Source organism: Streptomyces sp. SP17BM10 (genome assembly GCF_036322405.1).
In the GTDB taxonomy this organism is placed as follows: domain Bacteria; phylum Actinomycetota; class Actinomycetes; order Streptomycetales; family Streptomycetaceae; genus Kitasatospora.
The window spans coordinates 78,717-91,724 of sequence record NZ_JAQYXB010000669.1; the positions used below are offsets into that span (position 1 = coordinate 78,717).

13 protein-coding genes and 1 riboswitch are annotated in these 13,008 nt (G+C 75.4%); of the genes, 9 read left to right on the plus strand and 4 right to left on the minus strand.

Annotated features, from left to right (window positions below; translation table 11 throughout):
- The first annotated feature begins 13 nt into the window (after positions 1–13).
- Together PUR71_RS33435 and PUR71_RS33440 are read left to right on the plus strand one after the other, a co-directional pair.
- Complete coding sequence (locus PUR71_RS33435) at positions 14–157, plus strand: VenA family class IV lanthipeptide (protein ID WP_329930970.1); 144 nt, start codon at positions 14–16, stop codon at positions 155–157.
- Positions 158–877: 720 nt separating this feature from the next.
- A complete protein-coding gene (locus tag PUR71_RS33440) occupies positions 878–1,048 on the plus strand; it encodes a hypothetical protein (protein WP_329930971.1) in 171 nt (56 codons plus the stop codon).
- Positions 1,049–1,107: 59 nt separating this feature from the next.
- Here PUR71_RS33440 and PUR71_RS33445 read toward each other — a convergent pair whose 3' ends face one another.
- Complete coding sequence (locus tag PUR71_RS33445; protein WP_329930972.1) at positions 1,108–2,196, minus strand: Zn-dependent alcohol dehydrogenase; 1,089 nt, start codon at positions 2,194–2,196, stop codon at positions 1,108–1,110.
- A gap of 170 nt (positions 2,197–2,366) precedes the next feature.
- Here PUR71_RS33445 and PUR71_RS33450 point away from each other — a divergent pair, with 170 nt between their 5' ends.
- The 4 genes from PUR71_RS33450 to PUR71_RS33465 all read left to right on the plus strand — a co-directional run bounded on the left by PUR71_RS33450 (position 2,367) and on the right by PUR71_RS33465 (position 6,444).
- Complete coding sequence (locus PUR71_RS33450) at positions 2,367–3,026, plus strand: class I SAM-dependent methyltransferase (RefSeq protein WP_329930973.1); 660 nt, start codon at positions 2,367–2,369, stop codon at positions 3,024–3,026.
- A 126-nt stretch (positions 3,027–3,152) separates the two neighbouring features.
- Entirely contained in the window at positions 3,153–4,346 is a 1,194-nt protein-coding gene (locus tag PUR71_RS33455; RefSeq protein ID WP_329930974.1) for a hypothetical protein, read from the plus strand.
- A gap of 7 nt (positions 4,347–4,353) precedes the next feature.
- The gene (locus PUR71_RS33460; RefSeq protein ID WP_329930975.1) at positions 4,354–5,361 is read left to right on the plus strand and encodes an N-acetylmuramoyl-L-alanine amidase; all 1,008 of its coding nucleotides are present in this window, start codon (positions 4,354–4,356) and stop codon (positions 5,359–5,361) included.
- A gap of 171 nt (positions 5,362–5,532) precedes the next feature.
- On the plus strand, positions 5,533–6,444 hold the full coding sequence (locus PUR71_RS33465; protein WP_329930976.1) for a hypothetical protein: 912 nt from the start codon (positions 5,533–5,535) through the stop codon (positions 6,442–6,444).
- A gap of 72 nt (positions 6,445–6,516) precedes the next feature.
- Here PUR71_RS33465 and PUR71_RS33470 read toward each other — a convergent pair whose 3' ends face one another.
- The 3 genes from PUR71_RS33470 to PUR71_RS33480 form a co-directional block, all read right to left on the minus strand.
- Complete coding sequence (locus tag PUR71_RS33470) at positions 6,517–7,578, minus strand: prenyltransferase (RefSeq protein ID WP_329930977.1); 1,062 nt, start codon at positions 7,576–7,578, stop codon at positions 6,517–6,519.
- A complete protein-coding gene (locus PUR71_RS33475; RefSeq protein WP_329930978.1) occupies positions 7,575–8,309 on the minus strand; it encodes a class I SAM-dependent methyltransferase in 735 nt (244 codons plus the stop codon). The genes PUR71_RS33470 and PUR71_RS33475 overlap by 4 nt, the downstream gene beginning before the upstream one ends.
- Before the next feature lie 123 nt (positions 8,310–8,432).
- On the minus strand, positions 8,433–9,743 hold the full coding sequence (locus PUR71_RS33480; RefSeq protein WP_329930979.1) for a glycosyltransferase family 4 protein: 1,311 nt from the start codon (positions 9,741–9,743) through the stop codon (positions 8,433–8,435).
- A gap of 242 nt (positions 9,744–9,985) precedes the next feature.
- On the opposite strand from PUR71_RS33480, the gene PUR71_RS33485 reads away from it, so the two are divergent.
- The 3 genes from PUR71_RS33485 to PUR71_RS33495 all read left to right on the plus strand — a co-directional run bounded on the left by PUR71_RS33485 (position 9,986) and on the right by PUR71_RS33495 (position 13,007).
- Positions 9,986–10,606 carry a TetR family transcriptional regulator gene (locus PUR71_RS33485; protein ID WP_329930980.1) on the plus strand — a complete coding sequence of 207 codons (621 nt, stop codon included), beginning with the start codon at positions 9,986–9,988 and terminating at the stop codon, positions 10,604–10,606.
- A 112-nt stretch (positions 10,607–10,718) separates the two neighbouring features.
- Positions 10,719–10,785: riboswitch (cobalamin riboswitch) on the plus strand.
- Positions 10,786–10,908: 123 nt separating this feature from the next.
- Complete coding sequence (locus PUR71_RS33490) at positions 10,909–12,162, plus strand: prenyltransferase/squalene oxidase repeat-containing protein (protein WP_329930981.1); 1,254 nt, start codon at positions 10,909–10,911, stop codon at positions 12,160–12,162.
- Positions 12,159–13,007, plus strand: a complete 849-nt coding sequence (locus PUR71_RS33495) for an SCO2322 family protein (RefSeq protein ID WP_329930982.1) — start codon at positions 12,159–12,161, stop codon at positions 13,005–13,007. The genes PUR71_RS33490 and PUR71_RS33495 overlap by 4 nt, the downstream gene beginning before the upstream one ends.
- The last annotated feature ends 1 nt before the right edge of the window (position 13,008 follow it).

A 13,008-nucleotide genomic window follows, 5' to 3' on the forward strand; every position in this document is an offset into this window, starting at 1 on the left:
GGAGGAACAGATCATGGAGAACATGGTGGACTTCGAGACCGACCTCGCGGCGCTCCAGGAGCTGCCGGAGAGCGAGTCCGTCGAGCTGACCGGCCACGGCGCCGGCTGCCAGTACACCTGCCTCGTCCTGACCTGCCTGATCTTCACCATCAACTGATCACGGCAGCGCCAGGGTCCTCCGATGACCCACGGGCGCCGTCCCGCCTGTCCGGACAGGCGGGACGGCGCCGTCCTGTCCAGCCAAGCCCGTTGCAGGAGAACCCGTGCCCCGCCGACCCGACGGACCGACCCTCGCCCTGGGCCTCGCGCTGCCCGTCGAGGCCGTCACCACGCTCGTCCTGCCCGCCGCCCTGGCCGGACCCGTCGACACCGTCCTCGGCGGTGCGGACCGGTCCACGGCCGGCGCGTTCGCTCGGGGCTCGGCATGGCCTCCGAGTACCAGGTCACCGACGCACGGGACCGCGCCACCCTGTCCGACACCGCCCTACAGGCGGCCGCCTGATGCCCCGCCTGATGCCCCGCCACGACGCCCCGCGCAAGGAAAGTCGGCCCCGTCGACTTCCCGCGCAGGTGGCTCACGCCCCCGCCGGCTCAGGACGCCGAGCCCACCGGCGGCCCACGCACGCGTGAAGTCGGGCCCGCCGACTTCTCGCTCAGGAGCCCGGCGGGGCCGGAGGTGGGGACGGTGGCGCCGGGCCGTGGTTGTCGGGATCTCGATAGGATCTCGGGCGCCGGGGCCGTTATGGTGGCCGGGGCGCGGCCCGCGATCACCGGCTGTGGCGCGGATCCTGCGCCCGAAACGGGGGCCCGACCGCGCATCCACAGTGCCGGGCGGTCGCCGATGCATCTGCTGGCTCGCACGGAAAAGACGATTTTGATGTCCGACACTCTCACCGACACCACCGGCCCCGCGACCAACGGGACCGACGCCGACGAGATCACGGCCAAGGACACCGCGTCGCACGGCCGCCACCGCGGCCGGTCCTCCGCCGACGACAGCCCCGAGGGCGGCGCGCACGGCCGCCACCGCGCTGCGAACCGGGGCTGACGAAGGGCCCGTCGCCGCACCCGAAGGCCCGCCGGGACGACCGGCGGGCCTTCGCGCGCTCAGCCCAGGGTCACGACCGTCCGCAGGGCCTCGCCGCTGCGCATCTGGGCGATCGCGTCGTTGACGTCGGCGAGCGCGACCCGGTGCGTGACCATGCCGTCGAGGTCGATCCGCCCGGCCCGCCACAGGTCGACGACCAGCGCGATCGTGGACGGCACGGGCGCCCCGCCGTAGAGCGAGGGCAGCAGGCGCTTCTCGTTGAAGAAGAGCTCGCCCATCGTGAACTGCGCCAGGTCGTCCTGAGCCCCGGCGCCGATCACGACGACCGCGCCGCCGCGCCGGGTGGCGTCGTACGCGGCGCGGACGGTGGTCGAGCGGCCCACCGCCTCGAAGACGTAGTCGTAGCCACCGCCGGGCAGGCCCTTGGCGGTGGCCTTGAGGTCCTCCGGGGCGATGGCGTCGGTGGCGCCGAAGGCCAGCGCCCGCTCGCGCCGCGAGACGACGGGGTCGACGACGGTGATCCGGCCCGCGCCGCAGACCCGGGCACCCTGGACGGTCGCCACGCCGACGCCACCCGCCCCGATCACGGCCACCGAGGCGCCGGGCTCGACGCGCGCGGTGTTGACGGCGGCGCCCACGCCGGTGGTCACCCCGCAGCCGATGAGCGCGGCGGCCTCGTACGGGAGGTCCGCCGGGACCTTGATCACGGCGTCCTCGGCGACGACGACCTCCTCGGCGAACGAGCCGGTGCCGTAGAAGCCGGACGCGTCGACCGCCGCCCCGCCCTCCTCGAAGCGGAAGCCGGGCGCGCCGAGGCGCCGCAGGCTCGCGACGCAGAGGTGGCCGCGGCCGCGCTCACAGTGCGCGCAGCGCCCGCAAGGGGCCATCCAGCACAGGACGACGCGGTCGCCGGGCGCGACGGACCGCACGCCCTCGCCGACCTCGACGACGTCGCCCGCGCCCTCGTGGCCGGGCACGAACGGCGCCGGCTGGGGCAGCACGCCGTTCATCGCGGAGAGGTCGGAGTGGCACAGGCTGGCCGCGCGCATCCGGACCCGGACCGTGCCGGGCCCGAACCCGACCGCCGCCACGTCCTCGCGGACGTCGAGCGTGTCCTGCCCGGTCTTGTGCAGAACGGCTGCGCGCATGGGGCTGCTCCCGGTGTGCCTCGGATCGACGGTCGGGCCGATTCTGGCACGGCGGCGGGGCGGCGACTAGAACACGTTCCAGCGGTGGTCCCGGGAGGATGCGCGGACGTACCGTCGAGTAGGGTCCGACCGGAGTACCCAGAGCCCACCCCGTCGCGAGGAGCCGCACCATGTCCGACCTGCTGGAGAGCGTCCGTCCGGCGGACGAGGTGGTGGCGGCGTTCGAGGCGGCCACCGGGTTCATGCCGGTCGACGAGGGCCTCGCGCTGTACGCGGCGGCGGTCACGGCGGCCCGGCGCACCGGGCTGCCGGTGCTGGAGATCGGGACGTACTGCGGGCGCTCGGCGGTCCTGCTGGCCGCGGCGGCCCGGGAGACCGGGACGGTCGCGCTGACCGTGGACCACCACCGGGGGTCGGAGGAGCAGCAGCCGGGCTGGGAGTACCACGACCCGACGCTCGTGGACCCCGAGGTCGGGCTGATGGACACCCTGCCGACGTTCCGCCGGACGCTGCACGCGGCCGGGCTGGAGGAGCACGTGGTCGCGCTGGTCGGCCGCTCGCCGCGGATCGCGGCGCTGTGGGGCCGTCCGGTCGGCCTGGTGTTCATCGACGGCGGCCACACCGACGAGCACGCGACCGGCGACTACGAGGGCTGGGTGCCGCACCTGGCCCCGGAGGGTCTGCTGGTGGTGCACGACGTCTTCCCGGACCCGGCGGACGGCGGCCAGGCACCCTACCGGGTGTACCTGCGGGCGCTCGCGGAGGGCTTCGAGGAGGTCTCGGTCACCGGTTCGCTGCGCGTGCTGCGCAGGCGCGCACCGATGCTCTAACGTCGTGCCGGAGCCGCCGGGCGGGGGTCCGGAGGGTACGGTGTCCGCGCCACACCAGGCGGCGAGCGGCAGCGGGACACGACGGCACCAGACACAGCGACGGCGGACGGCGGGGGCTAGCGGCACATGACGGACCAGAACAACACCGCTCCGGCGGTCTGGGACCCCACCGCCCGCGGCGGCGCCGGCGGCTGGGTCCGCGGCCCCCAGCAGCCCGGCCCCCAGCAGCCCGCCCAGCCCCGGCAGCCGGCCGACGCCGCGCCCCCCGCGCCGCAGGCACCCCCCGCGCGCCCCATGGCCCCGCCGCCCGACCCGGGCGGGATCGGCGACCAGGGCCCGCCGCTGGGCGCCCGCCCGTACCTGGCGGCGACCCCGGGCCACGACGCGCCGACCGCCCCCGCGTTCCCGTCCGCCGCCCCGCCACCCCCGCCCGTCCCGCCCGCGTCGCCGTTCCCGGCCCACGCGAGCGCCCAGGCGGCGGCGCAGGCGCCCGGCCCGTACCCCGGCCCCGGCTACCAGTACCCGCCGCGGCCCGGCTACCCGGCCCAGCCGGACCACCCGGGCGGCTACGAGGACCTGGACGACGACGAGGACCGCCCCACCAACCGCAAGGCGCCCCTGCTGATCGGCTTCGCGCTGCTCCTGGTGCTCGCGGTCGGCGGCGGCCTGCTGATGGCGGTCAAGGACGACGGCCAGAAGGACCGGGCCGCGCCCGCCGCCACGGCCACCGACCCGGGACCGTCCGGCAACCCGCAGCCGGCCCCGGCGCCGAGCGGTTCGCCGGCCGACCCGAGCGCCACCCCGACCGACCCGGCCTCGGCGGGCGCGACGCCCAGCCCGACCGCGACCACCGCCGGCCCGAACGCCAAGGCCCAGGCGGGCGCGCTGGACGACCTGCTCACCCAGGGCGAGAGCGCGAAGGCCCCGATCGGCAGCGCGGTCGCGAAGGTGAGCAGCTGCCCGGCCAAGCCCGACATCGCCGACGCGGCGCAGGTGTTCGACAACGGCGCCAAGCAGCGCGACGAACTGCTGCGCAAGCTGGGCGCCTTGAGCGCCTCGGACGTCCCGGGCGGCGCGGACGCCATCCAGTCGCTGAAGTCGGCCTGGCAGCTGTCGGCCGACATCGACCGGGCGTACGCCGCGTGGGCGCGCTCGGTGGCCAACCAGGGCTGCTCCGGCACCGCCCCGACCACCGCCGACAAGAAGCACGCCGACGAGCTCAACCCCCAGGCGACGCAGGCGAAGAAGGACTTCGTCACCAAGTGGAAGCCGATCGCCGACGCGTTCGGCCTCACCGCACGGACCCAGGACAGGATCTGACCCACTCGTGACCGGCCCGACGAACCGCCCTCCCCGCCGCTCCGCCCTGCTGCGCACCACGACGGTGGTCGGCGCGATCGTACCGCTCTGCCTGGCGGGCTGGTTCGGCTGGCAGGCCGTCAGTCATGACGCGCCCGCCGGTGCGGCGGCCGCGTCCGGCACGGCCGCCGCGAGCGCCACCGCCGGGGCGCCGCCGCCGTCGACGGCCTCCGCCCCGACGGAGTCCGCCCCGACGACGGGAGCCCCGACGACCGCAGCCGCAGCGTCCGAGGGCAGCCCGACCACCACGCCCAGCGCCGGAACCCCGGCACCCACCACCCCGACACCCACCGCCCCGACAGCCCTCACCGGCCGCACGATCCTGCTCGACCCCGGCCACAACCCCGGCAACTCCGCGCACACCACCGAGATCAACCGTCAGGTCGACATCGGCAACGCCCGCAAGGAGTGCGACACCACCGGCACCGAGACCGACGCCGGCTACACCGAGGCCGACTACACCCTGGACGTCTCCCGCCGCGCCCGCGCGATCCTCACCGCCCGCGGCGCCACCGTGGTGTTCACCCAGGACGGCGACCGCCCGTGGGGCCCGTGCATCGACGAGCGCGCCAGGGCCGCCGCCGACGCCCACGCCGACGTGGCCCTCTCGGTGCACGGCGACGGCGGCCCGGCGAGCGGCAGCGGGTTCCACGTGATCATGCCCGCCAAGGTGGTCGCCGGTAAGGCGGACAACTCGGCGATCGTCGAGCCCTCCCACCGGCTCGGCCTGCTGCTGCGCGAGCGGTTCCACGCCGCGACCGGCGAGCCGTACGCCGACTACATCGCCGAGAACGGCCTGGACACCCGCTCCGACCTGGGCGGCCTCAACCTCTCGACGGTCCCCAAGGTGTTCATCGAGTGCGGTAACATGCGCAACCCGGCGGACGCGAAGCGGATGACGGACCCTCAGTGGCGGCAGAAGGCGGCGCAGGGGATCGCCGACGCGCTGACGGCGTATCTGACCTCGCGGGGCTGACTCCGGCGGCGCGCGGGCTGTGCCGTTTGCAACGAATTCGACCCGTTCCCGGTCCCCGCTGTGCGCCGGCGGGGCGGTTGGCCCTAGGCTTCTGGTCCGTTCGGGGGTTCCCGGCCGGTCGGCGCGACCGGGCGAACCGCCGTCCACGAACCGTCAACGAGGGGAACGTAAGTGAATCTGCGCGCTCTCACCAGGGGAGACGCCGCCGTCGCAGGCGCGGCCGTCCTGCTCTTCATCGCCTCCTTCCTGCCCTACTGGACCTTGAGCTGCTCCGGGGCGTACTGCGCGAACATCGACACGTCGCAGAACGCCTGGAGCACCGCGCTGTTCCCCATCCTGCCCTCCATCTACCTGCTGGGCATCGCCGCCGCCGCGCTGATCCTGGTGCAGCGGTTCCAGGGCCCGGCCGCGGCCAACCGCCAGGTGCTCGGTCTGCGGCTGGACCAGTGGGGCACCGCGTTCGCGGTGACCGCGCTGTGGACGTCGATCTGGGCACTGGGCGGCGGCAGCACCGGCCCGAGCGTCAGCCACGGCTTCGGAGCCTGGCTCGGCTTCATCTCGCTGATCGTGCTCGCCGGCGCCGCCGCGGCCGGTCCGCTGGTGCCCGCCTTGAAGGCGCCGCTGGTGACCGACCGACCGGCCGTCCCCTACCAGGGCGGCTACCCGGTGCCGGGCCAGCCCGGCCAGCCCCAGCCCGGCCAGTACGGCTACCCGGTGCAGGGTCAGGACCCGAACCAGGCCCCGGCGTACGGCGCCCAGCCCGGCGGCTACGGCTACCCGGCCCCGGGGGCGCCCGGCCAGGCCCAGCCCGGCCCGCACGACATCACCCCGGCTCCGGCCGCCGCACAGGCGGCCCCGGCCCCGCAGCCGGCCCCGGCGGCCGACTTCGCGCCGTTCTGGTTCGCCGTCCCGGCCCCGCGCACGCTGGCGCCGAAGGACAACCCGGTCGGCGCGCCGGTCGGCGAGCTGGTCCCCGGCACCTGGTACCTGGCGGTCGAGCAGCGCGGCACCGCGCTGGTCGCCCAGCTCCAGGACGGCACCCAGGGCCTGCTCGCGGACACCTCGGGCATCCAGCGCGGCTGAGCCCCCGCGCACGCGGAAGGGGCGTGACCACCTCGTGGTCACGCCCCTTCCGCGTGTCGCGACACGGCCGCCTCAGCAGCAGTCCTGGACCACCAGTCCCTCCGGCAGGTCGTCCCCGCCGAACACCGCGACCGTCGCCGGGTCGCCGCCGAGCGCGGCGACGGCGAGCAGCAGCGCGCCGGCCGTCCAGGTGGTGCGCTCCTCGGGCCAGATGGCGTCGTCCTCGAACACGTACCCGGTCCAGTAGGAGCCGTCGTCGTGCCGCAGGTGCTTCTGGATCCAGCGCAGGATGTCCACGGCGCGGTCGGACTCGCCGATCGCCCAGAGCGCGAGCGCGAGCTCGGCGCTCTCGCCGCCCGTCACCCACGGGCGGTCGCTGACGCAGCGCACGCCGAGACCGGGGACGACGAAGCGGTCCCAGTCGCGCTCGATCCGGGCCAGCGCGGCCTCGCCGCGCAGCGCGGTGCCGAGCACCGGGTAGTACCAGTCCATCGAGAAGCGGTCCTTGTCGAGGAACCGCTCGGGGTGGTGCGCGACGGCGTGCCGCAGCCGGCCGGCCGCGAGCTCCCAGTCGGGCTGCGGCTCCTCCAGGTACTCGGCGACCGCCAGCCCGCAGCGCAGCGCGTGCAGGATGCTGGACGAGCCGGTGAGCAGCGCCTCGGCGGTCGCGGTGCCGTCCTCGTCGAGGCGCCAGGAGATCGGGCCGCCGGGCAGCCGCAGGCGGACGATGAAGTCCAGGGCGCGGCGGACCACCGGCCAGATCCACTCCAGGAACGCGTCGTCGCCGGTGCTGAGGTGGTGGTGCCAGACCCCGACGGCGACGTAGGCGCAGAAGTTGGTCTCCTTGGCCCGGTTGGAGACCTCGCCGTCGGTGTAGGCCGCGTACCAGGAGCCGTCCGGGTTCTGGTGGGCGGCGAGCCAGCGGTAGGCGGCCTCGGCGGCGGCGTGCTCGCCCGCGGTGTCGAGGGCCATCGCGGCCTCGGTGTGGTCCCACGGGTCGAGGTGGTGGCCGGTGAACCATGGAATGGCCCCGTCGGCGCGCTGCTCGGCGAGGATGCTGCGGACGGTGCCGGCGGCCTGCTCGGCGTCGAGCACCCCGTCGAGCAGCAGCACCTCGGGGACGGCGGCGGTCATGCGCCGGCCCGCCGCGGCTTGGAGGCGTAGGCGACGAAGCTCTTGCCGATGACCGGGTTGAGGGCCTTCTCGGCGGCCTTGGTGAGCGTGCTGATCACCGGGGTGCCGACGATGTCCCAGACCAGCAGCTGGTGGTAGGCCTTGACGGGCAGCGCCTTGTCGTTGTCCACGCCCACGGCGCACTTGATCCACCAGTACGGCGAGTGCAGCGCGTGCGCGTGGTGGGTGCCGTAGGGCTCCAGGCCGGCGTCCTTGAGCTTGCCGAGCAGCTCGTCGCCGCGGTAGATGCGGATGTGGCCGCCCTCGACCTCGTGGTACTCGTCGGACAGCGCCCAGCAGATCTTCTCGGGCAGCCAGCGCGGCACGGTGACGGCGAGCAGGCCGCCGGGCTTGAGGACCCGGAACATCTCGTTGAGCACGCCCTTGTCATCGGGTATGTGCTCCATCACCTCGGAGATGATGATCTTGTCGAAGTACTCGTCCTCGAACGGCAGCGCCAGCGCGTTGCCCTCCATCGCGGTCGCCGACGCGCCCTCGGGGGCCTCACCGGCCTGCTCCATCGCGGCGAACCACTTCCTGACCTCGGCGATCTCCTCGGCGTTCTGGTCGAGGGCGATCACGTTGGCACCGCGGCGGTAGCACTCGAACGCGTGCCGGCCCCCGCCGCAGCCCAGGTCGAGCACCCGGTCGCCGGGGGCGAGCGGGAAGCGCGAGAAATCGACGGTCAGCACTGCAGGGCTCCCATTCCTTTTGCCACCAAACGTCGTGCCCGCAGGCACGGTTGACGCTTCATCAGTTCCCGCTGGAGCCGGGTCGCCCGCCCGCGCCGGTCGGCGCCGCGGACCGGACCGGGCTCAGGGCACGTACCGCCAGCCCGGTCCGGAGCGGGCCCGCGCGCCGACCCCGGTGGCGATCGCCGCGCGGTACGCGTCGGCGGTCAGTTCGGCGGCCCGCTCCCAGGTGAACCTGGCCAGTACCCGCTCGCGGCCGGCCGAGCCGAGCCGCTCGCGCAGCTCGGGGTCGTCCAGCAGCCGGCCCAGCGCAGCGGCGAGCGCGTCCGCGTTCCCCGGCGGCACGGCGAGGCAGGTCCGCCCGTCCGGGCCGGCCACCTCGGGGATCGCGCCGCCGGTGGTCGCCACCAGCGGCGTGCCGGTGGCCATCGCCTCGGCGGCGGGCAGCGAGAAGCCCTCGTACAGCGACGGCACGCAGGCCACCTCGGCCGAGCGGTACAGGTCGACCAGCTCCCGGTCGGTCAGTCCGCTGCGGAACTCGATGTGCTCCTCCAGCCCGAAGCGGCGGACCGCGTCGGTGACCGGGCCGTCCTCCTTCTGCGGCTTGCCGACCACGACCAGGTGCGCGGGCCGCTCGGTGCGGACCTTGGCCAGCGCCTCGACCAGGTACACCAGGCCCTTGAGCGGGACGTCCGCGCTGGAGGTCGTGACGATCCGCCCGGGCACCCGCGCGACCTCCGCCGACGGGGACCACAGGCGGGTGTCGGCGCCGATCGGCACCACCGAGACGGCGCCGGGCGCGGCGCCCAGGTGCTCGGTGATCTCCCGCTTCGAGCTGCCGGAGACGGTGATCACGTGGTCCAGCCGGGTGGCGACGCGGCGCTGCATCCGGGTGAAGGCGTACCAGCGGCGCAGCGACAGCCGGCGCATCCGGGTGGTGGCCGCGTCCAGCTCCAGCCGCCGGTCGACGGTGATCGGGTGGTGGATCGTGGTGACCAGCGGGAAGCCGTGCCGGGCCAGCCCGAGCAGGCCGTAGCCGAGGGTCTGGTTGTCGTGCACGACGTCGTAGCGGCCCTTGTGCCGGGCCAGGTACTGGCGGGCGCGCAGCGAGAACGTCAGCGGCTCGGGGAAGCCGCCGGTGCGCATCGTGGCGAACTCCAGCACGTCCACCGGCCCGCGGAACTCGCCGCGCCCGGGCGTGCGGAACGGGTCGTCCGCGCGGTACAGGTCCAGGCTGGGCAGTTCGACGAGACGCACCGAACCCGGCCCCTCGACCTCGTCCAGGACGGCGTAGGGCTGGGCCCCGATCACGTCCACGTGGTGGCCGAGCCTGGCCAGCTCGCGGGACAGGTGACGCACGTAGACGCCCTGGCCACCGCAGAACGGGTCGCCGCGGTACGACAGCAGGGCAATCCGCAGCGGCTGCGCGGTCATCCTGGGCCCTCTTCTCTAGCTGCTATCTGTGCTGCCGGTCGCTAAAGTAGATCAGGTTTCAGTGGCTGGGGAACTCGTCATCGACCATGTGAACAATGAGAGACCTCGAAGATACCGGCCCGTAGCATTCCCTCCGGAGGCAGGGCTGGTGATTCCCGCCACGCCGACCCGGCCGACCCCGGGTCGACGGCGTGCCGCCCCCGTGCGGCGCGCCGCCACCCACGCGCCCCCGGGAGCCCCCCTTGTCGTCGCCGAGCACGCCCGCGAGCCCCGCCGCCCCGCCGGCCGGCGAGCCGCCGCTGACCGCCCGCCAGGCCGAGCGCCGGCGGCGGATCCTGCGGGCCGCCACCGCCCTGGCCGCGCGCGGCGGGTACGAGGCGGTGCAGATGCGGGAGGTCGCGGAGAGCGCCCAGGTGGCCCTCGGCACCCTCTACCGGTACTTCCCGTCCAAGGTCCACCTGCTGGTCGCGGTCATGCTCGAACAGTTGCAGGGCCTCCAGGAGCACATCCGGCGCCACCCGCCGACCGACGACGAACCGGCGCCGCGGGTCGCCGACACGCTCACCCGGGCGTTCCACGCGCTCCAGCGCGAACCGCTCCTGGCGGAGGCCATGGTGCGGGCGCTGTCCTTCGCGGACCGCTCGGTCGGGGCCGAGGTGGACCGGGTGAGCTCCGCGACCGGACAGCTCATCCTGGACGCGATCGGCCAGTCCGGGCCACCGAGCGAGAGCCAGCGCGCGGCCGTCCGGGTGATCGAGCACACCTGGCACTCGGCGCTGGTCTCCTGGCTCTCCGGCCGCTCCTCGATCGCCGAGGTCCGGGCCGACCTTCAGACGGCGGCGCGGCTGCTCACGCTGCCGTGAGCCCGCCCGCGACCCCCCTTACTGGAACGTGTTCCTGATCCGGTCGGGCCCGGTGCCCCGCGCCGGCGGCTAAAGTCGACGGGCAGCAAAACTTCATCCGTCCCTCTCCCGGGGGAAGCCGGTGCGAGTCCGGCGCTGACCCCGCAACCGTGTGGCCGGTGCTCCCCAGCGTGGGCACCGACCGAGTCGGAGCGCCCGGGGAGGGGCGAGCGGCTGGGGCGGACAGACCCGTCCGGCACCGTCGAGGACTACGGAAGGGCCCCGCCGGGCCCGCACCGCTCACCGAAAGGCACACCTCCACCATGCTCACCGCCGCCCGTCTGGGCGCCGCCACCCTGTCCGCCGCGCTGCTCACCGGCGCCGCCGCCGCACCGGCCCTCGCCGACACCCCCTCCCCCACCGCTGCCGCGGCCCCCGAGGGCCTGTACGGCAAGGGCGACCCGACCTACGACGGGGTGTGGCGCCAGTCCCTCGCGCTCACCGCGCTGGCGGCGGCCAAGGTGACCCCGGCCGACCAGGCCGTCGCCTGGCTCGCCGGACAGCAGTGCGAGGACGGCGGCTGGCCCTCCTACCGGGCCGCCGGCGCGGCCTGCGACGCCAAGACCGAGGACAGCAACGCCACCGCCGTCGCCGTTCAGGCCCTCGTCGCGCTCGGCGGGCACCAGGACGCCGTCGACAAGGGCGTCCAGTGGCTCAAGACCGTCCAGAACGCCGACGGCAGTTGGGCCTTCAACCCGGGCAACCCGGGCGACGCCAACTCCACCGGCCTCGCCGTCAACGCCCTCTTCGCCGCGAAGACCGACCCCGCGGGCGTCGCCAAGGACGGCAAGAACGCCTTCGACGGGCTCGCCCGCTTCCAGCTCGGCTGCGCCGCCCCCGCCGACCAGCGCGGTGCCTTCGCCTTCCAGCCCGACGCCGCCTCCGGCGCCCTCGCGCCCAACGCGCTCGCCACCGCCCAGGCCTCCCTCGCCGCGGCCGGCGGCCGGCTCCCGGTCGCCGCGGGCGTCCGCTCCGACACCGCGCCCAAGCCGCCGGCCTGCCAGGACGGCGCCGCCGCCACCCCCGTCGCGCACGCCGACTCGGCGGAGGCCGCCGGGGCGTACCTCACCGCGCAGCTCGGCGCGGGCGGCAACCACCTCACCCTCACCATGCCGGGCGCCACCCCCACCCCCGACTACACCGCCACCGCCTGGGCCGCCCTCGGCCTCACCCAGAGCGGGCACCCGCAGCAGGCCGCAGGCGCGGTGGACTGGCTCACCCAGAACGGCGCCGCCTGGACGAAGGGCGGCACCGACGCGGGCGCCGCCGCGACGCTGCTCCTGGTCTCCCAGGCCGCCCAGCGGGACACGGCCGCGCTGGTGCAGCAGCTCACCGCGCTCGGCCCGGCGCCGAAGGCGACGGCCCCCGCCTCGGCCGCTGCCACGACCGCTCCGGCGGCGGAGAAGAAGAAGGACGGCGGCATCGGCCAGTACTGGCTGATCGGCATCGGCCTGCTCATCGGCATCGGGGGAGGCCTCATCCTGAGCCTCCAGCGCAAGCGCGCCCCGAAGCTGTGACGTCCGCGCGCCTCCCTGCCGTCGGCGGCCCGGCGGTCCCGACGCCGACGGCGGGCGGAGCGGGGTCGGCGTCGGCGCCGGGTGGGCTCACCGGGCTCACCGGTGAGCCGGCCTCCGCACCCCTTGGCGGCACGTCCGATGGGGCGACGTCCCACCACGCCACCGCCCCCGCCACCGCCCCCGTCAGGCGGCTCGCCGCGCTCCTCACCGGCCTCCTCGCCGTGCTGCTCGTCGCCGGCTCCGCCGTGCCCGCCGAGGCGGCGTCCGGGTACCGGTACTGGTCGTTCTGGAAGGGCACCGACGGCGGCTGGGCCTACCAGCAGCAGGGGCCCGCGGTCCACGTCCCGGCGGACGGGAGCGTCGACGGGTGGCGGTTCGCCGTCAGCCCGGACGGCGGGCAGAACGCCGCGCAGCCCCGCGGCGCCGCCGACTTCGCCACCCTCTGCGCGGGCACGCCCCCGCAGCAGGGCCGCAAGCGCGTCGCCGTCGTCCTCGACTTCGGCACGGCCGACGACGGCGCCTCCGCCGAGCAGCCGCCCGAGCAGCGCACCGCCTGTGCCACCGTCCCCGCGAACGCCACGTCCGCCGAGGTCCTCGCCGCCGCGGCGCCGCCGCTGCGGTACGACACCAACGGCCTGCTCTGCGCCATCGCCGGTTACCCGAAGGCCGGTTGCGCCGACCAGGTCGGCACCGGCGCGAAGTCGGACGGCGCGAAGGCGGACAGCAGCGCGGCGGCCAAGGACGGCGGCAGCGGCCCGGACCTCGGCCTGATCGCCGGCGGCGCCCTCGTGGCCGTCCTCGCGGCCGGTGCCGTCCGGCAAGCGCGCCGCCGCCGTCCCCGATGAC